Source organism: Pseudonocardia sp. EC080619-01, from assembly GCF_001420995.1.
In the GTDB taxonomy this organism is placed as follows: Bacteria; Actinomycetota; Actinomycetes; order Mycobacteriales; family Pseudonocardiaceae; genus Pseudonocardia.
This window is the reverse complement of the sequence record NZ_CP012184.1, coordinates 3695278-3715018: the sequence shown is the minus strand read 5'-3', so window position 1 is coordinate 3715018 and position 19741 is coordinate 3695278. Positions and strand designations below refer to the sequence as shown.

At 76.9% G+C, this 19741-nt stretch carries 17 protein-coding genes and 1 pseudogene; 8 read left to right on the top strand and 10 right to left on the bottom strand.

All coding sequences use genetic code 11. The features are described 5' to 3' along the window. Window positions 1-13 precede the first annotated feature (13 nt). Both AD017_RS17440 and eccCa read right to left on the bottom strand, forming a co-directional pair. On the bottom strand, window positions 14-1330 hold the full coding sequence (locus AD017_RS17440) for a type VII secretion-associated protein (RefSeq protein ID WP_060574845.1): 1317 nt from the start codon (window positions 1328-1330) through the stop codon (window positions 14-16). After that, window positions 1327-5217 carry a type VII secretion protein EccCa gene (eccCa, locus tag AD017_RS17435; RefSeq protein ID WP_060574844.1) on the bottom strand — a complete coding sequence of 1297 codons (3891 nt, stop codon included), beginning with the start codon at window positions 5215-5217 and terminating at the stop codon, window positions 1327-1329. The genes AD017_RS17440 and eccCa overlap by 4 nt, the downstream gene beginning before the upstream one ends. Window positions 5218-5335: 118 nt before the next feature. Here eccCa and eccD point away from each other — a divergent pair, with 118 nt between their 5' ends. Both eccD and mycP read left to right on the top strand, forming a co-directional pair. Then, window positions 5336-6721 carry a type VII secretion integral membrane protein EccD gene (gene eccD / locus AD017_RS17430; protein ID WP_060574843.1) on the top strand — a complete coding sequence of 462 codons (1386 nt, stop codon included), beginning with the start codon at window positions 5336-5338 and terminating at the stop codon, window positions 6719-6721. Continuing rightward, window positions 6718-8052, top strand: a complete 1335-nt coding sequence (gene mycP / locus AD017_RS17425; protein WP_060574842.1) for a type VII secretion-associated serine protease mycosin — start codon at window positions 6718-6720, stop codon at window positions 8050-8052. Before eccD ends, mycP begins: the two co-directional genes overlap by 4 nt. A 34-nt stretch (window positions 8053-8086) precedes the next feature. Here mycP and eccB read toward each other — a convergent pair whose 3' ends face one another. Beyond that, a complete protein-coding gene (gene eccB / locus AD017_RS17420; RefSeq protein ID WP_168170446.1) occupies window positions 8087-9493 on the bottom strand; it encodes a type VII secretion protein EccB in 1407 nt (468 codons plus the stop codon). A gap of 128 nt (window positions 9494-9621) precedes the next feature. Here eccB and AD017_RS36395 point away from each other — a divergent pair, with 128 nt between their 5' ends. From AD017_RS36395 to AD017_RS17390, 6 genes are read left to right on the top strand one after another with little or no spacing between them, the layout of a single operon-like run. Then, window positions 9622-11217, top strand: a complete 1596-nt coding sequence (locus AD017_RS36395; RefSeq protein WP_202968864.1) for an ABC transporter substrate-binding protein — start codon at window positions 9622-9624, stop codon at window positions 11215-11217. After that, window positions 11214-12218 carry an ABC transporter permease gene (locus AD017_RS36390; protein WP_010237981.1) on the top strand — a complete coding sequence of 335 codons (1005 nt, stop codon included), beginning with the start codon at window positions 11214-11216 and terminating at the stop codon, window positions 12216-12218. Before AD017_RS36395 ends, AD017_RS36390 begins: the two co-directional genes overlap by 4 nt. After that, on the top strand, window positions 12211-13134 hold the full coding sequence (locus AD017_RS17405; protein WP_060574839.1) for an ABC transporter permease: 924 nt from the start codon (window positions 12211-12213) through the stop codon (window positions 13132-13134). Before AD017_RS36390 ends, AD017_RS17405 begins: the two co-directional genes overlap by 8 nt. Then, a complete protein-coding gene (locus tag AD017_RS17400) occupies window positions 13131-14093 on the top strand; it encodes an ABC transporter ATP-binding protein (RefSeq protein WP_060574838.1) in 963 nt (320 codons plus the stop codon). Before AD017_RS17405 ends, AD017_RS17400 begins: the two co-directional genes overlap by 4 nt. Further along, window positions 14090-14770: an ABC transporter ATP-binding protein gene (locus AD017_RS17395; protein WP_060574837.1), complete on the top strand. Its 681-nt coding sequence runs from the start codon at window positions 14090-14092 to the stop codon at window positions 14768-14770. Before AD017_RS17400 ends, AD017_RS17395 begins: the two co-directional genes overlap by 4 nt. Window positions 14771-14814: 44 nt before the next feature. Then, on the top strand, window positions 14815-15261 hold the full coding sequence (locus AD017_RS17390) for a hypothetical protein (RefSeq protein ID WP_060574836.1): 447 nt from the start codon (window positions 14815-14817) through the stop codon (window positions 15259-15261). Window positions 15262-15283: 22 nt separating this feature from the next. On the opposite strand, the gene truA is transcribed toward AD017_RS17390, so the two are convergent. The 7 genes and pseudogenes from truA to rpmJ all read right to left on the bottom strand — a co-directional run bounded on the left by truA (window position 15284) and on the right by rpmJ (window position 19722). After that, complete coding sequence (gene truA / locus AD017_RS17385) at window positions 15284-16090, bottom strand: tRNA pseudouridine(38-40) synthase TruA (RefSeq protein ID WP_060574835.1); 807 nt, start codon at window positions 16088-16090, stop codon at window positions 15284-15286. 230 nt (window positions 16091-16320) lie between these two features. Next, a pseudogene (gene rplQ, locus AD017_RS36385) lies at window positions 16321-16872 on the bottom strand (50S ribosomal protein L17); the annotation flags it as partial. 2 nt (window positions 16873-16874) lie between these two features. After that, a complete protein-coding gene (locus tag AD017_RS17375; protein ID WP_010228524.1) occupies window positions 16875-17927 on the bottom strand; it encodes a DNA-directed RNA polymerase subunit alpha in 1053 nt (350 codons plus the stop codon). A 93-nt stretch (window positions 17928-18020) separates the two neighbouring features. Next, on the bottom strand, window positions 18021-18626 hold the full coding sequence (gene rpsD / locus AD017_RS17370) for a 30S ribosomal protein S4 (RefSeq protein ID WP_010228522.1): 606 nt from the start codon (window positions 18624-18626) through the stop codon (window positions 18021-18023). 18 nt (window positions 18627-18644) lie between these two features. After that, window positions 18645-19052: a 30S ribosomal protein S11 gene (rpsK, locus tag AD017_RS17365; RefSeq protein ID WP_010228520.1), complete on the bottom strand. Its 408-nt coding sequence runs from the start codon at window positions 19050-19052 to the stop codon at window positions 18645-18647. Further along, window positions 19052-19432 carry a 30S ribosomal protein S13 gene (gene rpsM, locus AD017_RS17360; protein WP_010228518.1) on the bottom strand — a complete coding sequence of 127 codons (381 nt, stop codon included), beginning with the start codon at window positions 19430-19432 and terminating at the stop codon, window positions 19052-19054. The genes rpsK and rpsM overlap by 1 nt, the downstream gene beginning before the upstream one ends. 176 nt (window positions 19433-19608) lie before the next feature. Further along, entirely contained in the window at window positions 19609-19722 is a 114-nt protein-coding gene (rpmJ, locus tag AD017_RS17355; RefSeq protein WP_010228516.1) for a 50S ribosomal protein L36, read from the bottom strand. Between the last annotated feature and the right edge of the window lie 19 nt (window positions 19723-19741).

The following is a 19741-nucleotide window of genomic DNA, read 5'->3' as shown; positions in this document are numbered from 1 at the left end:
GACCGGGAACGCCTCAGCGCACCGTCCGCACCGAGCCGACGACCTCGGCGCAGGCCGGGGTGACCACCGCGCCCGCCGGACGACGGCAGCCCACGACGAGCTGCTCACCGCCCTCGAACACCGCGTGCCAGTCGACGACGGTGCCGTCGCCGGGGTGCTGGGTCCAGCCGAGCACCGCCCGGCCGCCGACGGTGCGCGGACCGGGCGGTCCGGTCCCGGCCCGGCCGCCGAGCAGGCCGGCGAGCTCACGGCGCACCCGGTCCGGTTCGCGGCCGGCGTCGTAGCCGAGCGGGCTGCGTTCGACGACGACGAGATCGGCGCCGTCCGGCCGTCCGGCCGGGGTGAGCAGCACGCGCCGGCGGGCCGGGTCCCCGCCGGTGTGCTCCCACCCGGCGGGCAGCGCCGCCGCGTAGCCGTACTGGACGACGACCGCTGCCCCTGCCACCGGCCCGGCGGGCCCCTCCGCCCCCACCGGGCCGCGACCGCCGGCGAGCAGGCCCGCGACGACGAGCGCCGTCCCGAGCACGGTGAGCACCGGGAGGACGAGCCGGGCGCGGCCCGGGTCGTGGTCCTCGCCCGGGTCGTGGTCCTCGCCCGGCCCGGGCTCCCCGTCCGGCCCGGGCTCCCCGTCCGGCCCGGGCTCCCCGTCCGGCCCGGGCTCCCCGTCCGGCCCGGGTTCCCCGTCCGGCTCCACGGCCCCGGCGAACGACGGCCCCGCGGCCGGATGTCCCGCGCCCCGGTTTCCCGCGCCCCGATGTCCCGCCACCAAGGCCCCCGCCCCGAGCACCGCCGCGCCGAGCACCGCCGCGGTGTCCGGCCCGGCGCCGGGCACGTCCGCCGGGTCGCCGGGCCCCGCCGGGCCCGCCACCCGCACCGGGCACGCCGCCGTCCGGGCGGTCGCGGCCGGCCAGCCGGGGTCGTCGAGCACCCGCTCCCCCGCCAGGACGATCTCCACCGGGACACCGCGCGGGGCGGTGCCGGACGGCACGACCGTCCCGCCGTCGACCACGACCGCGTCCGTCCCGTCCGGACCGGCGTGCACGACGAGCACCGGCCCGGCCGCGGGCACCGGCCCGACCGCCAGCACCGCGACCGCCACCGGTACCGGCAGCACCCGCGGCGTCCCGGGGAACGGGCCACCCGGCGTCGTCCCGACCCGGATCACGACGGCGGGCGGGTCGTCGCCGAAGAAGTCCGTGACCGCGTCGGCCGGGGGTGTCCCCGCCGGGGCCGCGGCGAGCAGCCGGATCCCGCCCTCGTCCGCGGCCGCGAGCAGCACCCCGGACGGCCGGGTGTGGACCGCCACGGCGAACCCCGGCACGGTCGTCACTCCGGCTCGGTCCAGGCCAGCTGCACCCGGCGCGCGCCGTGTCCGCGGTCGACCAGCACCGCCCGCCCCGGCGGCATCGGGCCCGGCTTCACCTTCTCCAGCAACGCCCCCTCGTCCGGGCTGCCGGCGCCGACCAGGCCGGGCGCGCCGAGCTCGCGCAGCCGCCCCAGCACCGGATCGAACAGCGCGCGGCTCGCGCCCCCGGTCCGCCGGGCGACGACGACGTGCAGCCCGACGTCGCGGGCCTGCGGCAGGTACTCGGCCAGCGGCAGCAGCGGGTGCCCGCCGGAGCTGCCGGCCGCCGGGACGACGAGGTCGTAGTCGTCGACCAGCACCCAGACGTCCGGCCCGCTCCACCAGGAGCGTTCCCGCAGCTGGGCCGGGGTGACGCCGGCGCCGGGCAGCCGCCGCCCCAGCGACCCGGCGACGTCGGCGCAGGCCTCCGCGGTCGCCCCCGCGGTCGCGGCGTGTGCCAGCAGGTGCGACGGCGGGACCGCACCGAGCAGCGTCCGCCGGTGGTCGACGACGACGATCCGGGCCTCCTCGGGCGTCCGGCGCGCCGCGATGCCGCGGGCGATCAGCCGGAGCAGGTTCGTCTTGCCGCCGCCGGAATCTGCGAAGCAGAGCAGGTGCGGCTCGTCCGGGTCGAGTTCGACGGTGCTCAGCCGGTCCTCGTCGACGCCGAGGGCCGGACCGCGCCCGGGCCCGGGCGGGAGCTCCTCGACGGTGATCCGCTCGGGCAGCAGCCGCACCGCGGGCAGACCGGCGCCGGGCCATGCGGCCGCGACCGGCGGTGCGGGGTCGGCGCCGGTGACCGTCACCGGGGCGGCGACCACGGCCGCCGCGCCGTCGGGGGCGAGCCCGTGCCCGGGCCGCGACGGCACCGCGGCGGCCCGCCGGCGGTCGGTCTCGGAGTCCGACGGGTCACCGAGACGCAGCTCGAGGCGGCTGCCGAGCTGGTCCTTGAGCACCGGCCGGAAGTCGGCCCAGCGCCCCGCGGACACCGCCACGTGCACGCCGTACGCGAGCCCGCGCGCCGCGAGCGCGGTGAGCCGCTCGTCGAGGTCGTCGCCCGCGGACCGCAGCGCGGGGTAGCCGTCGACGACGAGCAGCAGGTCCGTGCAGGACTCGTCGGTGAGCTCGCCCGCCGCACGCCGGGTGCGGAAGTCCTCCACCCCGGCGATGCCGTGCGTGCCGAAGAGCCGCTCCCGGTGCTCGACGGTCGCGACGACCTCCGCCACGACCCGCCGCACCAGGTCCGTACGACGGCGGTCGGCGACCGTCCCGACGTGCGGCAGCCCGCCGAGCGGGCCGAGCGTGCCGCCGCCGAGGTCGAGGACGTGTACACCCAGCTCGTACCGGGTGTGGGTCAGGGCGAGCGCGACGACCAGCGTGCGCAGCGCCGTCGACTTGCCCGACCGCGGACCGCCGACGACGGCGAGGTGCCCCGCCGCCCCGGACAGGTCCACCACCAGGGGGTCGCGTCGTTGCAGGTAGGGCCGGTCGACCAGCCCGATCGGTGCGACCAGCCGTCCGGTGGGGCCGGGCGCCTGCAGGCCGCGGCCGGACCGGACCGCCGGCTCGCCGAGCACCGTGGACAGCGGCGGCGGCTCGTCGAGGGGCGGCAGCCACACCCGGTGCGCGCGCGGCCCGGGCCCCGACACGGCGGCCACGACCCGCTCCAGCACGGTCGGGAACCGGTCCACCGGTGGCGCCGGGCGCGGACGGTCCGGGGCGGCGGGCGGCGACACCCGTCCGGCGAGGAACGGCAGCACGCGACGCGCGGCCGGACCGTGCCGCCGGGCCGGGAGGTCCGGTCCGGGCGCCGAGACGTAGGCGGCCCGGAACCGCACCAGCTCGTCGGTACCCGCGGACAGGTAGGCCGCACCGGGCGTCGGCGGCAGCAGGTGCGCGTCCGGCACGCCGAGCACGGCCCGCGACTCGGCGGCGGAGAACGTGCGGAGCGCGATCCGGTACGACAGGTGCGACTCGAGCCCGCGCAGCCGTCCCTCCTCCAGCCGCTGCGACGCCAGCAGCAGGTGGATGCCCAGCGACCGGCCCAGCCGGCCGACCGTGACCATCAGGTCGATCATCTCGGGGCGCTGGGCCAGCAGCTCGGAGAACTCGTCGACCACCACGAGCAGCGACGGCAGCGGTTCCGGCACGGGCTCCCCGCGCCGCGCGGCGGCCTCGCGCGCGGCCGTGTGCTCGGCCTGCGAGGCCAGGTTCCCGGCGGCCCGCAGCAGCTCCTGCCGGCGGGTGATCTCCCCGGCGAGCGCGTCGGCCATCCGGTCGACCAGCGCCAGCTCCTCCGCCAGGTTCGTGATCACCGCGGAGACGTGCGGGAGACCGGCCAGCCCGAGGAACGTCGCACCGCCCTTGAAGTCGACGAGGACGAGGTTCAGCTCGTCGGCGGGGTGCGCGGCGACCAGTCCCAGCACCAGGGTGCGCAACAGCTCCGACTTGCCCGATCCGGTCGCGCCGATGCACAGACCGTGCGGACCGGCCCCACCCTGCGCGGACTCCTTCACGTCGAGCAGCACGGGGCGGCCGGCGTCGTCGGTGCCGATCGGCACCCGCAGCCGCTCCGCCGGGCCGCGCCGGCGGCGCAGCGCGGCCACCGCGGCCGCGTCGACGTCCGGCCCGGGCAGCGACGGCAGGCCGGCGACCGGGCCGTCGGTCCCGGGTCCGGCGACGGTGCCGGGAGCCCCGGCGGGCCGGTAGCGCGCGAGCCGCCGGGCGAGCGCCCGCGCCTCCGCGACGGTGACGCCGTCGGGGCGGCCGACGGTCGTGCCGTCCGGCCCGCCACGACGCAGGGTCCTCGTCCCGTCCGGGCCGGTGCCCGCGGCGAGGCGCAGCACCGACGGGGCCGGCCTGCGCCGCCCGGCCGGGCCGAGCCGCAGCACCGTCACCCCGGGCAGCCCGGCCCACGCGCCGGGGGTGTCCGCCGCACCGTCGAGCACCACGAGCAGGTGTTGCTGCGCCGACGACGGCTCGTCGACCCACCAGCGCCGCACCCGGTCCGGGTCGTCGGTGATCATCCGGACCGGCCCGACGGCGTCGTGGTGCCGGGGGTGCTCGACGTGCGGGAGCCACTTCGCCCAGTCCCAGCGGGCAGCGGCGGCGCCGGGGGCGACGACGGCGAGCCGGGCGTCGTCCGGGCCGTGCCAGAGCACGAACTGGGCGACGAGCGCGCGGGCCAGGTCGAGCGCGGGGGTGGCCGGGCCGGCGTCGTCGAGCGGTTCGAGCCAGACGGTCGCCGCGACCCGGACGTCGACCGCGACCGGCAGGCCGGGCACGGTCGAGTGGCGGCGCAGGAAACGGCGCAGGGCCAGCGCGGACAGCGGTTCCAGGGTCTCCAGCGGTCCGGTGTGCGGGGCGGTGAGCCGGGTCGCGAGCCGCTGGGTGCCGCGGCCCGCGCGGAGCCGCCCGAAGTCGTCGTCGCCGGGGCGGCGCTCCCAGAGCCGCCCGGCGGCGAGCACGTCCGGCCACGCGCCCGGCTCCGGGTGCACGGTCTCCAGTGCGCACCGCTGCTCGGCCGCGATCCCGCGGACCCGGGCGCCGAGGACGTCGAGGTAGCGCAGGTAGTCGCGGCGGTCCTCGTCCATCGTGGCGGTGCGGGCACCGGCACCGCGCCCGCCCCCGGAGACGAGCATCCCGGCCGCCGACAGCACGAACATCCCGCCGAACAGCCAGCTGCCCGACTCGCGGGGGTTCAGCACGACGAACAGCAGGGCCCCGGCGATCATCACCAGCGGGAGCAGGCGTTGCGCCACGCCGCCGGGGACGGGCCGCTCCGGCTCCGGCGGCGGCTCCAGCACCAGCTCCCCGCCGGGCAGCTCGGGCACCGACCGCCGTGGCCGTCGCAGGCCGACCGTTCCCGCCACCGCGGACCTCCGCGCTCGCCGAGTTCTCCCGAACGCCCACGGCGGCCGCCGGGACCGGCGAATACTCGCAGCCGCCCCGGGCCCACCGGGGCCGTTCCCGCGAAGTCCGGAGCCGCCCGTGACCGCCGTCCTGCCCACGCCGACCGGCCCCACCGGAACGTCGCCGGGCCGCTGGGTGCGGGTCACCGTGCTCACCCCGCGCGGGTCGGCGGACCTGGCACTGCCCGCGGACGTCCCGGTGGCCGAGCTGGTCCCGATGGTCCGTGAGCTGGGCCTCCCGGGCGCCCGGCCGGCCGTCCCGGAGGCCTGGCGGTTCACCGGTCCCGGCGGGGGCCCGCTGCCGCCGGACGCGACCCTCGGCGAGCTCCGGGTGCACGACGGCGAGCTGCTCCACCTCGGCCCGGCCCGGCCCGCGCCGGCTCCCCCGGTCCTCGACGACGCCGCCGAGACCGTCGCGGACGCGGTCCGCGAGGCCGCCGCCGGGTCGGCGCCGGCCCCGTGGGCGGGTCCCGCCGCGGCGGTCATCGGCACCGCGGCCGCCTGCGCGGTGCTGTCCACCGTGGACGGGCCGTGGCGCTGGGCCGCGGCGGCGACCGCGGCCACCGGCGCCGTCGCCGCCCTGGCCGTGGCACGCCGCGGCGGCGACCCCGGGGACGGCGACGGCGACCGGGTCGCGACCGGCGCCGCGCTGTGCGCGGTCCCGGCCGCGGCGGCCGCGGGTCTGCTCGCACTGCCGGCACCCGCCGGGGCGGGCGCGGTCCTGCTGGCCGCGGCGGGTGCGGGCCTCGCCGCGGCGGCCGGGCAGGCGGTCCGGCGCCCGGTGTCCCCCGTGCTGCTGGCGGTGGCGCTGGCTGCCACCGCCACCGCGGCGGCCGCGCTGGTGGGCCTGTCGCTCGACGTCCCGGCGTCCGCGGTCGCCGCCGGGCTCGCCGCGCCCGCGCTGGCCGCCGGACCGCTCCTCCCGCGGCTCGCACTGCGCCTCGCGGGGGTACCCGCCCCGGTGGTCCCGGCCGATTCCGGCGGGCTCCCCGACGCCGAGCAGGTCCTCCCTGGCGACGCGCCGGCCGCCCGGGCCCGGCTCGCCCGCGGGCTGCACTCCGGCGCCCTCGCCGGGACCGCGCTGCCGGCCGCGGGCGGGGCGGCGACCGCGGCGGCGCTCGGCGGCTGGACCGGGTCGCTGCTGCTGACGGTCACGGCGGCGGTCCTGCTCCTGCGGGCCCGTGCGCTCGTCGAGCCGGTCCCGGCCCGGTTCCTGGCGGGCACGGCGGTGGTCGCCGTCGCGGTCGCCGCCGTCCCGGCCGCCGCGGCGCTCGGGCCGCCGGGGCGGATCGTGGTGGCGGCCGGGCTACTGCTCGCCGTCGGTGCGGGGGCCGTCGCGGCGCGAGCGGCACCGTCGCCACCGGCCCGGCGCGCCCTCGACGTCACCGAGCTGGTGCTCACCGCCGCCGCGATCCCGGCCGCGCTCGCCGCCATGGGCCTGTTCGGCCTGGTCCGCGGGCTGTGACCCGGGCACGCGCGGCGGGGGTCGTCGTCGCGGGGGTGGCGGCGGTCGCGCTGGCCGCGGTGCCGGCGGCGGACCTCGCCGCGGCGCCGACCGGCCCGGTCCCCGCCGTCGCGGGCGCCACCCGAGCCGCGGTGGGCGAGCCCGGCCCGCCACCCGGCCCGGCCGACGGCCTCCGCCGGACCCGCGCGTGCACCCCACCCGGCACCGGCGGGCCCGACGCCGCCCCCGGCGCTGTCCCCCGGCCCCCGGACGGGCTGGCCACCGGGGCCGGGCAGATCGTCGCGGTGATCGACACCGGGGTCGCCGCCGTGCCGCGCCTGGCCGGTCGGCTGCGCGGCGGCGGGGACTACCTCGCCGGCGGCGACGGGCTCGACGACTGCGACGGCCACGGCACCGACGTCGCACTCCTGCTCGCCGGCGCCGCCGACGGCACCGGCATCGGCGCCGGGATGGCGCCGGGCGCGGGGCTCGTGTCGCTGCGACAGTCGTCGGCCCGGTTCGCGGTGCGCGACGACGACGGGACCGAGCGGCCCGCCGGCGAGATCCGGACCCTGGCCGCCGCCGTCGACCGGGCCGTGGCGCTCGGCGCCTCGGTGATCAACGTGTCGGAGGTCGTCTGTGTCCCCGCCGACCGGCTCGACGACGTCGCCGCGCCGCTCCGCACGGCCGTCGCCGCGGCGCGCCGCGCCGACGTCCTGGTCGTCGCGGCGGCCGGGAACCTCGACCCGGCCGGGACCTGCACCGGGGACCCGGGGCTCCGGCCGCTGCCCGCGCTCTACGACGCCGTGCTGGCCGTCGGCGCCGTCGACGGCGACGACCGCCCGGCCCCGTTCTCCGTCGCGGGCCCCTGGGTCGACGTGGCCGCCCCGGGCGTCGGCCTGCCGGCGCCGGCGGGCCCGGAGGGCGCCGTCGTCAGCGGGACGTCGTACGCGGCCCCGCTGGTGGCGGGTACCGCTGCGCTGGTCCGCGAACGTTTCCCGATGCTGACCGCCGGTCAGGTGGCCGACCGGCTGCGGGCGACCGCACGCCGTCCGGGCGCGGGGCGCGACGACCGGGTCGGCGACGGCGTGCTGGACCCGTCCGCCGCGCTGAGCGCCGAGCCGCTCCTGCTGGTCCCGGGTCCGGGCGGTCCCACCGCCGGCGGGACGGCGGGCGGCCCCGGCACGCCGCAGGGCGCGACCGCGCCGCTGCCCGCCCCGACGCCCCGCCCGCCGGACCTCCCGGCGGTCGCCGGGATCGGCGCCGTCGCCGCCGCGGGCGGAGCGCTCGCCGCCGTCCTGGCCGGTCTGCGGCGGCGCACGGGCGGTGCCCGCCGATTCCTGTCCTCCTGACGAGGACTGCCTCCCACCGGCCGGGACGGGACCGTCAGCCCGGGACGTCGGCGGCACCCCGGGCCGCTGCGACGTCCAGCACACCGCCGCGCGGCAGCAGCCGCACGATGTCGGCGGGAGCGTTCCCGGACACCGTGATCCCGAGCGCCGCGGCCGTCGGGTCGTCGGCGACACCGAACACCGCACCGGACGCGGCGAGCAGCCAGCGCGTCCCGCCGGCGTCCCCCGCGGCGCCGGGGGACCTCGCGCGCAGCGGGCCGGGCCCGGACGGCGGCAGGACGATCCCGTCCAGCGCGGGTCCCGGCCCGTCCGCACCGGCCGGCGTCACCGCGACGGAGCCGGCCGCGACGGGCGGCCGCTCGCCGGCGACGACGCCGCCGCGGCCGTCCCGCCAGGTCCGGCAGAGCACCGGTGCGGACCCCGTGCCGGCGAGCCGGGCCGCCGGCCACGCGCCGGCTCCGGGCACCGTCGCCACCGGGGCGGTCGCCACCCGGCCCTGCGGCAGGGTCGTGGGGCGGCCCTGCCCGCTGCGCGACAGCACGGCGTCGGCGAGGGTCACCGGGACGGGCGCGAGACCCCCGTCGACGACGAGGTGGTACGCGGCGGGCGCCCCCAGCGGCCGGGTGACGACGACGTCCCCGGCCCTCCCGAGACCGGGCACCTCGTCCGGCCGCGGCGCGGGCACCCGCAGCGCCGGGCCCTCGGGGATCGCCGACAGCAGCCCGCCCGCCACCCGGCGCACCGGCGCCCCGAGCAGCCCGAGCCCGGACAGGGCGTCCCGGTCGGACGGGTCGAGCCGGTGCCTGCGGCCGTCGTGCACGAGGTAGGTCGCACCGCCCTCGGCGGTGAGCAGCAGGGACGGGCCCGCTCCCTCCGGGCCGGGACCCAGCGATCCGGCGAGCACGGTGACGTCCCCCGGCCAGGGGCCGGCCGCGGGCGCGGTGTCGCAGACCGCCCACGCGGGCGGCACGGCCGCGCCGTCGAGGGCGACGCCGACCGCACCGCGTGCGGCGGCGGGCGGGGTGCGCGGGGCCGTGGCGAGCACCGCGTCGGACACCGCGACCGGGACCGCGGCGCCGTCGGGCCTGCCGAGCGCGGCGAGGACGAGCCGGCCGGCGACGGGATCGGCGACCGGGACGAGCCGCGGCGGGCCGGCGGCGACGGCGTAGAGCACCCCGCTGCGCTCCCCGCGCACCAGCGCCCGCTGCTGCCAGTCCGTCGCCCCGCCGGGCAGCAGCGCAGCGACCCCGAGCGCCAGGAGCCCGAGCAGCGCCCCCGCAACCACCGCCCGCCGTTGCGAGCGGATCTGCTCGTGCAGGGGGACCGGATCGGCCCGGACGAGCGCCGCCTCGGTCCGGCGCACACCGAACCGGTAGGCGTCGACCTGGTCGCGGGTGGCCGGCGCGCGCTGGACACGGACCGGGCCGGGCTCGGCTGGCACCACCCGGACGGTAGGCAGCGACCCACCCGGCCGCGCCGGATCGGCACACGCTGCGTAGAAGTACCTCACCTGTCCGATCGGCCGGTTTCGTTGCCAGCTCTCGGTTGTTGCACATAATGTGCCGCTGCGTGATCGCCCTGCGGAACATCGCCGTCCCGTTGCTGGCCGCCCTGGTCGTCGCCGGATGCTCGGCCCCCACGCCCGCGCCCGGGGAGTCCGCTCCCACCGGGGACCCCACCACGATGACCCTCGCCGACGGCTACGAGCCCGACGACCTCAACCCGCTGCTCGGGTACGGCGCGGAGGGCGCGAGCAAGTTCTACGACGGGCTCTACGCCCACGACGCGGACCGGGCCCTGCAGCCGGCGCTGGCCGCCGGCGAGGCGACCCCGTCGCCCGACCGGCGGTCCTGGACCGTCCCGCTGCGTCAGGGCGTCACGTTCCACGACGGCTCCACCTTCGGACCAGAGGACGTCGTCGCGACCTACCGGGCGATCCTGGCGCCGGACCGGGCGGCGACGATCGGCTCCGCCGTCCCGATGCTCGAGCGGGTCGAACCCGTCGGCACGGACGCCGTCCGGTTCGACCTGTCCTACGCCTACGGGGCGTTCCCCGCCCGCCTCACCTCGGGGATCCTCCCCTCCGAGGTGCTGCAGGACGGCGGGCCCGTCGCCGACCTCCCGGTGAACACCCGGCCGGTCGGCACCGGCCCCTACTCGCTCGTCGAGTGGCGCCGCGGCGACGCGATGGTGCTGCAGGCCCACGAGGGCTACTGGGGCGGTGCGCCCGCGGTGAAGCGGGTGACCGTCGTCTTCGCGACCGACGACAACACGCGCGCCCAGCGGGTCGGCGCGGGCGAGTTCGACGGCACCGTCCTGCCCCCGGCCCTGGCGAAGGCGGTCGCCGCGCAGAGCGGCATGGCGCTGCGGGAGCACTCGTCGGCCGACTACCGCACGATCGCGCTGCCGTTCGCGAACCCGGTGACGGCGGACCCGGCGATCCGGGCCGCGCTGAACAGGGCGGTGAACCGGCAGGGCATGGTCGACGCGCTGCTCGCCGGGCAGGGGCGGCCGGCCTCGAACCCGATCCCGGACGCCCTGCCCGAGCAGGTCGAGCCGTCCGCCGCCTTCGACTTCGACCCCGCCGGGGTGGCCCGGCTGCTCGACGAGGCCGGCTGGGCACCCGGCCCGGACGGCGTCCGCGCCCGGAACGGGCAGGCCGCGAGCTTCTCCCTGATGTACCCGGCCACCGACACCATCCGGCGGGACCTCGCGCAGGCGTTCGCCTCCGACGCCCGCGCCGCCGGGATCGACGTGCGGCTGGAGGGCCTGGGCTGGGAGGCCATCGAGCCCCGGATGGGCCGGGACGCACTCGTCCTCGGCGGCGGCGATCCGTTCGACCCGGGCTTCAAGTCCTGGCAGCTGCTGCACTCGTCGAACGCGGCCGACGGCTTCAACAACCCGGGCTCGTACTCGAATCCGCAGGTCGACGCGGCCCTCGACGCCGCACTGCGCGCCCCCGACGACGCCGCCCGCGACGAGCAGATCCGCGCGTTCCAGCGGGCCTACGCCGCCGATCCCGGGATGGTCTTCCTGGTGTTCGTGGGGCACAGCTACGTCTCCCGCGACAGCTGGGACGGCTACGTCGAGGTCGTCGAGCCGCACACGCACGGCGTCACGTGGGGCCCGTGGTGGAACCTCGAGGACTGGACGCCGAAGCAGTGACGGCGATCGCGCCACCCGAGCGCCGGCGGGGACGCGCGGTCGCCCGACTGGTCGGGCTCCGGGTCCTGCTCGGTGTCCCCACGGTCGTGATCGTCGCGGTCGGGGTGTTCCTGCTCGCCGCGGCGTCGCCGTTCCGGCCGGTGTACCAGTACTTCGGGGTCGGGATCTTCTCCGCCGGCGACGAGGAGATCGCCGCCGCGGAACGCGCGCTCGGCCTGGACGGCGGGGTGTTCGACCAGCTCGGCCGGTGGCTGGGCGGGCTGCTCACCGGTGATCTCGGGCAGAGCCTGTCGATGCGCCAGCCGGTCGCCCAGGTGGTCGCCGAGCGGCTGCCGTGGACGCTGCTGCTCGTCGTCTGCGCCCTGCTGGTGTCCCTGGTCCTCGCGCTGGCGGCCGGGACGGCGGCGGCGTGGCGGCAGGGCGGCTGGTTCGACCGGGCCGTCACCGCCGTCGGGCACACCTTGGAGGGCCTGCCGCCGTTCGTCCTGGCGCTCGCGGCGATCGCGGTCTTCGCCGTCGCCTGGCCGGTGCTGCCGGTCGCCGGGCTCACCGACGCCGGTGCCGCACCGACGGCCGGTCAGGTCGCCCGGCACCTCGTCCTGCCTGCGGTGGTGCTGGGGGTGTCCCAGACGCCGTGGCTGGTGCTGCACGTGCGGGCCTCGCTGATCTCCGCGCTGGACGACGACCACGTCGCGGGTGCCCGGGCCCGCGGCCTCCCGGAGCGCGTCGTCGTGCTGCGGCACGCGCTGCCGACCGCGCTGCTGCCGTTCGTCACCGTCCTCGGCAACCGGCTGCCCGAGCTCGTCACCGGCGCGGTGCTGGTGGAGACGGTCTTCTCCTGGCCGGGCATCGCGGCCGCGGTCGTCACCGCGGCGCTCGCGGTGGACTTCCCGCTGCTCGCCGCGCTCACCCTGCTGTCCGCCGTGGCGGTGCTCGCCGGGTCGCTGGTCGCCGACCTGACCGTCCTGCTCCTCGATCCCCGGGTGGTCGCCGATGTCTGACCTCGCTCTGCACACCGGGACGCACCACCCCGATCCCGGGCCGTGGCGCCCGGCCGGGCGGCCCCGTCCCGGCTCGCCGCGCGGGCGTCGCTCGTCGGGCCGGGCCCGGCTGGTCGCGGGCGCGTCCGGACTGACGCTGCTGGTGCTCGCCGCCGCCCTCGTCCCGTGGCTCGGCGGTCTCGACGAGGGCCTGGTCGACTACACCGCGATCCGGCAGGCCCCCTCGGTGGCGCACCCGTTCGGCACCGACTCGGTCGGCCGGGACGTCCTGTTGCGCTCGTTCGCGGGCCTGTGGGTGTCGCTGCAGGTCGCGGCGGCCTGTGCGGTGCTCTCGACGGTGATCGGCACCCTGTTCGGGGCGCTGTCCGGGCTGCTCGGCGGCTGGTACGACCGACTGCTGATGCGGGTCGTCGACGCGGTCAACGCGGTCCCGCACCTGCTGCTCGGGATCGTGATCGTCGCGCTGTACCGGGGCAGCGTGCTCGCGGTGATCGCCTCGATCGGCCTCACCCACTGGACGACCGTCGCCCGCGTCGTCCGCTCGGAGATCCTCTCGCTGCGCGAGCGCCCGTTCGTCGACGCCGCGATCTCCGGCGGGGCGTCCCGGCTCCGGGTGCTGCGGCGGCACCTGCTCCCCGCGGTCGTCCCGCAGGCGGTGCTGTCCGCCGTGCTGATCCTCCCGCACGCGGTGTGGCACGAGACGGCGCTGAGCTTCCTCGGGCTCGGGCTGCCACCGCACCTGGCGAGCCTCGGGACGATCCTCGGTGAGGGGCGGCAGGCGGTGCTCCTCGGATCCTGGTGGATCGTGGTGTTCCCGAGCGTCCTGCTGGCGGCGACGACGCTGTGCGTCGCCGGGATCGCAGCGTGGTGGCGGGACCGGACCCTGCCCCGCCGCCGCTCGGAGCAGGCGCTGTGAGCGCCCGTGGGACGGACGTGCTCACCGTCCGCGATCTCGATGTGGCGTTCCGCGTCGGTCGCGGTCCGCGCGCCCGGACCGTCCGCGCGGTGACCGGCGCCGGCCTGACCCTGCGCGGTGGACGCCTCACCGCCCTGGTCGGTGAGTCCGGCTGCGGGAAGTCGGTCCTCGCCGAGGCGCTGACCGGACTGCTCCCGGGGACCGCGTCGGTGCGCGGGTCGGCCGTGCTGTCCACCCCGGACGGCGCCGGGACCGTCGAGCTGCTCACCGCCCCGGAGGCGGTGCTGCGCGACCGCGTCCGCGGACGCCTCATCGGCCTGGTCCCGCAGTCCGCCGCCTCCCACCTCACGCCGACCCGCACCGTCGGCGCCCAGCTCCGGGAGACGGTCGCCCGGCTCGGCACGGACACGACGGCGGCCGAGCTCCTCGACCGGGCCGCGCTGCCCGCGCACGTGCTCGGGCTCTACCCGCACGAGCTCTCCGGCGGCCAGGCCCAGCGGGCCGGGCTGGCGTCCGCGCTGGCCGGGAACCCGCCGGTGCTGCTGGCCGACGAGCCGACCGCGGGCCTCGACCGCCCGCTCGTCGAGCACGTGACCGCCCTGCTGGCCGGGCTCGCGGACGAGGGGCACGCCGTCCTGCTCATCACCCACGACCTGCGGGCGGCCCGGGACGTGGCCGACGACATCGCCGTCATGTACGCCTCGCGCCTGGTCGAGACCGGACCGGCCGACGACGTCGTCGCCGAGCCCTGGCACCCGTACACGGCGGGCCTGCTCGGGGCCCTCCCCGGCGCCGGGTTCACCCCGGTCCCGGGGCACCCGCCCGAGCTGTCCGCGCTGCCCGACGGCTGTCCGTTCGCTCCCCGGTGCGCGGTGTCGGCGTCCTGCTCGGGCGATCCCGAGCCGGTGTCCTACGGCGACCGCCGGGTGTCGTGCCACGTCCCGGAGGGGGCCCGATGAGCCTGCGCGCGGAGTCCGTCACCGCCGGGTGGCGGCGGGGACACCCCGTCGTCGACGACGTCGACCTCACCGTCGAGCCGGGGGTCGTGCTCGGCCTGGCCGGCCCGTCCGGATGCGGGAAGTCGACGCTGACCCGGGTACTGGCCCTGCTGCACGCCCCCTGGTCGGGAACGGTGACGGTCGGCGGGGAGCCGGTCCACCGGTACCGGTTCGGCGCACCCGCGGCACTGCGGCGGCGCATCGGCGTGGTGTTCCAGTCGCCGCGGGCGTCCACCGACCCCCGGCTGACCCTGGACCGGATCGTCGCCGAGCCGCTCCGCGCGGCGGGCACGCCGGATCCCGCTGTGACCGCACGGGTCGACGAGATCGCCGACCTCGTCGGGCTCACCCCGGAGCTGCGCACGCGGCACCCGCACGAGGTCTCCGACGGCCAGCTCCAGCGGGCCTGCCTCGCGCGGGCGCTCGCCCCGGAGCCGGACTACCTGCTGTGCGACGAGATGACGGCGATGCTCGACGCCTCCACCACCGCCGCGCTGGTCTCGGTCGTCGCCGACGAGGTCACCGGACGTGGTCTCGGGGTACTGGCCGTCAGCCACGACGAGCCGTTGCTCGGCGCGTGGGCCGGCGAGGTCGTCCGCCCGTGGAGCCGGGTCCGTCCGTGCCCCTGGACCGGGTAGTCGTACGGAGCCGCCGTCGCGGCCGCGGGCGACAGACTCACCCCATGCGGACGAGCTGGAACCTCACCCTGCAGGTGGTCGCGGTCCTGGCCGCCGCCGGGCTGCGCCTCACTGCGCCGGGCTGGCTGCTGTTCTTCCTGGTGGTGACGATCGTGGGTCTGCTCGTTCCGCTGGTCCCGACGGCCCTGTCGAGCGTCGTGTTCCGGCGGCGGGTGCTGGAGCGGGCGCTCGCCGCGCCGTTCCTGTCGTGCGCCGGGTTCCTGCTCCTGGCGGCCCTGACCGTGCCGGACTTCGACGACGTCCGCGCGCACGCGCCGATCATGGCCGGGTCCGGGGCGGAGGTCCCGGCCGTCGTGACCGGGATCGGCATGCTCTCGCTGCTCGCGTGGCTCGGGTCGGTGCTGTGGCTGTGCGTCGCCGTGGTGCTGGCACACCGCCCGTCGCGGCGACCGGCGGGACCGCCGCACCCGGCCTGGACCGCCCGGGACTGAGCGGTACCGCCGGCACGACGGATCAGGAGGCGCCGGGGACCCGGATCCGCCGGGTCTGCTCGGCCCGGGCGGCCAGCTCGTCGTCGGCGGGGTAGTCGACGCCGGTCAGCGACAACCCGTGCGGCGGCGCGACCGTCACCTCCGACGCCCGCGACGTCCGCGCCAGCAGCTCGGCGGGCCACTCCGGGGGCCGGTGCCCACGGCCCACCTCGAACACCGCGCCGACCAGGCTGCGGACCATCGAGTGGCAGAACGCGTCGGCCGACACCGACGCGACCAGCACACCGGGCTCCCCCGGCGCCGGGTCCCACTCGAAGCGTTGCAGCGCCCGCACCGTGGTGGCGCCCTCCCGGCGTTTGCAGAACGCGGCGAAGTCGTGCTCGCCCACCATCAGCGCGGACGCGGCGTTCATGAGCGCCGGGTCGAGCGGATGGGGCCAGGCCACCGTCTCGCGGGCGCGCAGCGGCTCGGCCCCGAACGACGCGGTGGTGACCCGGTAGCGGTAGTGCCTGCGGAGCGCGGAGAACCGGGCGTCGAAGGTCTCCGGGACCCGGGTCGTCGCCCGGACCCGGACGTCGGGCGGCAGGAACCGGTTGAGCCGTCGGAGCAGCCCGTCCAGCTGCGGATCGAGCTCCGCGGGGACGTCGACGTGCGCGACCTGCCCGGACGCGTGGACCCCCGCGTCGGTCCGGCCGGCGACGGTGAGCCGCAGCGGGGTGCGCAGCACGGTCGACAGCGCGTCGGTGAGCACGCCCTGGACGGTGCGGCGGGTCGGCTGGATCGCCCAGCCGGAGAAGTCGGTGCCGTCGTACGCGATGTCGAGGCGCACCCGGACCGGCCCGGAAACGCCGACGAGCCCGCCGTCGGGGACGGCGGGCTCGTCGGAGTGGTGCGGACCGGTCAGGAGCCGGACTCCTGCTGGGACGCCGGCTTCGCGAAACCGGCGGCCTCGGCGGCCTCCTCGGAGGCGAACCAGACCTCGGCCACGGTCCGGTCGTAGTGCGACGAACCGGGGACGTGGTAGAGCTTCGAGTCGTCGTTGCCCTTGATCTCGAAGCCCTCCGGGGCCTGCGCCGGGTCCTCCAGCGGGGCGTGGCTGCCCTCGCCGTACGGAGCCTCGGTGGCCTCGGCGACGGCGTCGGTGGTGGTCGCCTCGGCGGCGGTCTCCTCCGGTGCGGTCTCCTCGGCCGGGGCCTCGGTGGTGGCCTGGGACGCGGCGGCGCGGCGCGCGCGGTTCGCCTCGTCGGTGACCGTCTTCTGCTGGACCAGCTCGATGACCGCCATCGGGGCGTTGTCGCCCTTGCGCGGCATCGTCTTGGTGATCCGGGTGTAGCCACCGTTGCGGTCCGAGAAGAACGGACCGATCTCGGTGACGAGACGGTGCACGACCGACTTGTCGCGGATCACCTTCATGATCTCGCGCCGGTTGTGCAGGTCGCCGGCCTTGGCCTTGGTGATCAGCCGCTCCGCGTACGGACGCAGCCGCCGGGCCTTGGCCTCGGTGGTGGTGATCCGGCCGTGTTCGAACAGCGAGGTCGCCAGGTTGGCCAGGATCAGCCGCTGGTGCGCGGGCGACCCGCCGAGGCGGGTTCCCTTGGTGGGCTGGGGCATGGCTACAACTGCTCCGTTTCTGCGTAGTCCTGACCGTCGTCACCGAAGGTGTCCGGGTCGAACCCGCTGCCACCGTCGACGCCGTACTCGGCCGCCGCCGCCGACGGGTCGAACCCGGGCGGGCTGTCCTTGAGGGCCAGGCCGAGACCGACGAGCTTCATCTTGACCTCGTCGATCGACTTGGCGCCGAAGTTGCGGATGTCGAGCAGGTCCGCCTCGCTGCGGCCGACCAGCTCGCCGACCGTGTGGATGCCCTCGCGCTTGAGGCAGTTGTAGGACCGGACCGTGAGGTCCAGCTCCTCGATCGGCATCGCGAACGCCGCGATGGTGTCCGCCTCCTGCGGGGAGGGGCCGATCTCGATGCCCTCGGCGTCCACGTTCAGCTCGCGGGCCAGGCCGAACAGCTCGACCAGGGTCTTGCCGGACGACGCCAGCGCGTCCCGCGGGGTGATGGACGGCTTCGACTCGACGTCGAGCACCAGCTTGTCGAAGTCGGTGCGCTGCTCGACTCGCGTGGCCTCGACCTTGTAGGTCACCTTGAGCACCGGCGAGTAAATCGAGTCGACCGGGATCCGGCCGATCTCGGCGCCGGTCGCCTTGTTCTGCATCGCCGGGACGTACCCGCGACCCCGCTCGACGACGAGCTCGACCTCGAGCCGGCCCTTGTCGTTCAGCGAGGCGATGTGCAGGTCCGGGTTGTGCACGGTGACACCGGCGGGCGGCACGATGTCGCCCGCGGTGACCGCGCCCGGGCCCTGCTTGCGCAGGTACATGGTCACCGGCTCGTCCTCCTCGGAGCTCACGACGAGCTCCTTGAGGTTCAGGATGATGTCGGTGACATCCTCCTTGACCCCCGGCACGGTGGTGAACTCGTGCAGGACGCCGTCGATCCGGATGGACGTGACGGCGGCACCGGGGATGGACGAGAGCAGCGTCCGGCGCAGGGAGTTCCCGAGGGTGTAGCCGAAGCCCGGCTCGAGCGGCTCGATGACGAACCGCGACCGGGTCTCGGTGACGACGTCCTCGGTGAGAGAGGGTCGCTGAGAGATCAGCATGGGTGTGTGCCTCCTTCGCACCTGCGACAACCGCTATTTGATGTCGCAGTGAGAACCCGCCGCCCCTCCCTGCGGGGCGGCGGGGGTGTCGAGCTACTTCGAGTAGTACTCGACGATGAGCTGCTCGGTGACCTGTGTGTCGATCTGAGCGCGCTCGGGCAGCTGGTGGACGAGGATGCGCAGGGTCGACGGAACGACCTGCAGCCACGCCGGGACCGGGCGGTCGCCCTGGGTCTCCTTGGCGATGACGAACGGGTCGGTGTTACGCGACTTCTCCCGCACGTCGATGATGTCGTACTTCGAGACCTTGAAGCTGGGGATGTCGACCTTCTTCCCGTTGACCAGGAAGTGGCCGTGGTTCACCAGCTGGCGAGCCATCCGCCGGGTGCGCGCCAGGCCGGCGCGGTACACGACGTTGTCGAGGCGCGACTCGAGGATCTGCAGCAGCTCGTCGCCGGTCTTGCCCTCCCGGCGGTGCGCCTCCTCGTAGTAGGCGCGCAGCTGCTTCTCCTGCAGGCCGTACCCGAAGCGGGCCTTCTGCTTCTCCTGCAGCTGCAGGAGGTACTCGGTCTCCTTGATCCGGATCCGGCCGTGCTGGCCGGGCGGGTAGGGACGACGCTCGAACGCCTGGTCGCCGCCGACGAGGTCGGTCTTCAGTCGGCGGGACTTGCGGGTCATGGGGCCGGTGTAGCGAGCCATGGTGGTTCTCCCTTCCCCTTAGACCCGGCGCCGCTTGGGCGGACGGCAGCCGTTGTGCGGCTGCGGGGTGACGTCGTTGATGGTGCCGACCTCGAGACCGGCAGCCTGGAGCGAGCGGATCGCGGTCTCGCGACCCGAACCCGGGCCCTTGACGAACACGTCGCACTTCTTCATGCCGTGCTCCATCGCCTTGCGGGCGGCGTTCTCGGCGGCGAGCTGTGCGGCGAACGGCGTCGACTTGCGGGAGCCCTTGAGGCCCACGTGCCCGGACGAGGCCCAGGCGATGACGGCACCGGTCGGGTCGGTGATCGACACGATCGTGTTGTTGAACGTGCTCTTGATGTGGGCGTGCCCGTGCGCGACGTTCTTCTTCTCGCGACGGCGGACCTTCTTGGGTCCGGTGCCCTGGCGTGCGCGGGGCGGCATTACTTCTTACCTGCCTTCTTCTTACCGGCGACGGTCTTCTTCGGACCCTTGCGGCCGCGCGCGTTGGTCTTCGTGCGCTGGCCACGGACCGGGAGACCCCGCCGGTGACGGATGCCCTGGTACGAGCCGATCTCGATCTTGCGGCGGATGTCCGCCTGGATCTCACGGCGCAGGTCACCCTCGACCTGCAGGTGCTCCTCGATGTAGTCGCGGAGCTTGGTCACGTCCTCGTCGGTCAGGTCCTTCGACCGAAGGTCGGCGCTGATCGCCGTGGCCTCGAGGATCTCCTTCGACCGGGCCCGTCCGACCCCGAAGATATAGGTGAGCGCGATCTCCATCCGCTTCTCGCGGGGGAGGTCGACGCCGGCAACACGTGCCATGCGGCGTTGTCTCCTTCAGTTCTCGTTCCAGGTCTTCCCGGTGTCCGCCCCGTTCCGCCGCTGCGAGAACGGGCCCCGGCCTGGTTCCGGGGGTGCTACCGGGCCCTCGTGGCCCGGCAGGTGCACCGGGGGCTTCTGCTGACGCGATCAGACGATCGCGACGAGTACCGCTCTGCTCAGCCCTGGCGCTGCTTGTGGCGCAGGTTCGAGCAGATCACGATGATCCGGCCGTTGCGGCGGATCACCTGGCACTTGTCGCAGATCTTCTTGACGCTCGGCTTGACCTTCACGTCGTCTGCCTCTGTCCGT

Excerpts from the sequence above, each read along its gene's own strand:
- AD017_RS17405 (WP_060574839.1), top strand. The coding sequence starts at position 12,211 with ATGTCTGACCTCGCTCTGCACACCGGGACGCACCACCCCGATCCCGGG.
- AD017_RS17395 (WP_060574837.1), top strand. The coding sequence starts at position 14,090 with ATGAGCCTGCGCGCGGAGTCCGTCACCGCCGGGTGGCGGCGGGGACAC.
- AD017_RS17390 (WP_060574836.1), top strand. The coding sequence starts at position 14,815 with ATGCGGACGAGCTGGAACCTCACCCTGCAGGTGGTCGCGGTCCTGGCC.
- AD017_RS17375 (WP_010228524.1), bottom strand. The coding sequence starts at position 17,927 with ATGCTGATCTCTCAGCGACCCTCTCTCACCGAGGACGTCGTCACCGAG.
- rpsD (WP_010228522.1), bottom strand. The coding sequence starts at position 18,626 with ATGGCTCGCTACACCGGCCCCATGACCCGCAAGTCCCGCCGACTGAAG.
- rpsK (WP_010228520.1), bottom strand. The coding sequence starts at position 19,052 with ATGCCGCCCCGCGCACGCCAGGGCACCGGACCCAAGAAGGTCCGCCGT.
- rpsM (WP_010228518.1), bottom strand. The coding sequence starts at position 19,432 with ATGGCACGTGTTGCCGGCGTCGACCTCCCCCGCGAGAAGCGGATGGAG.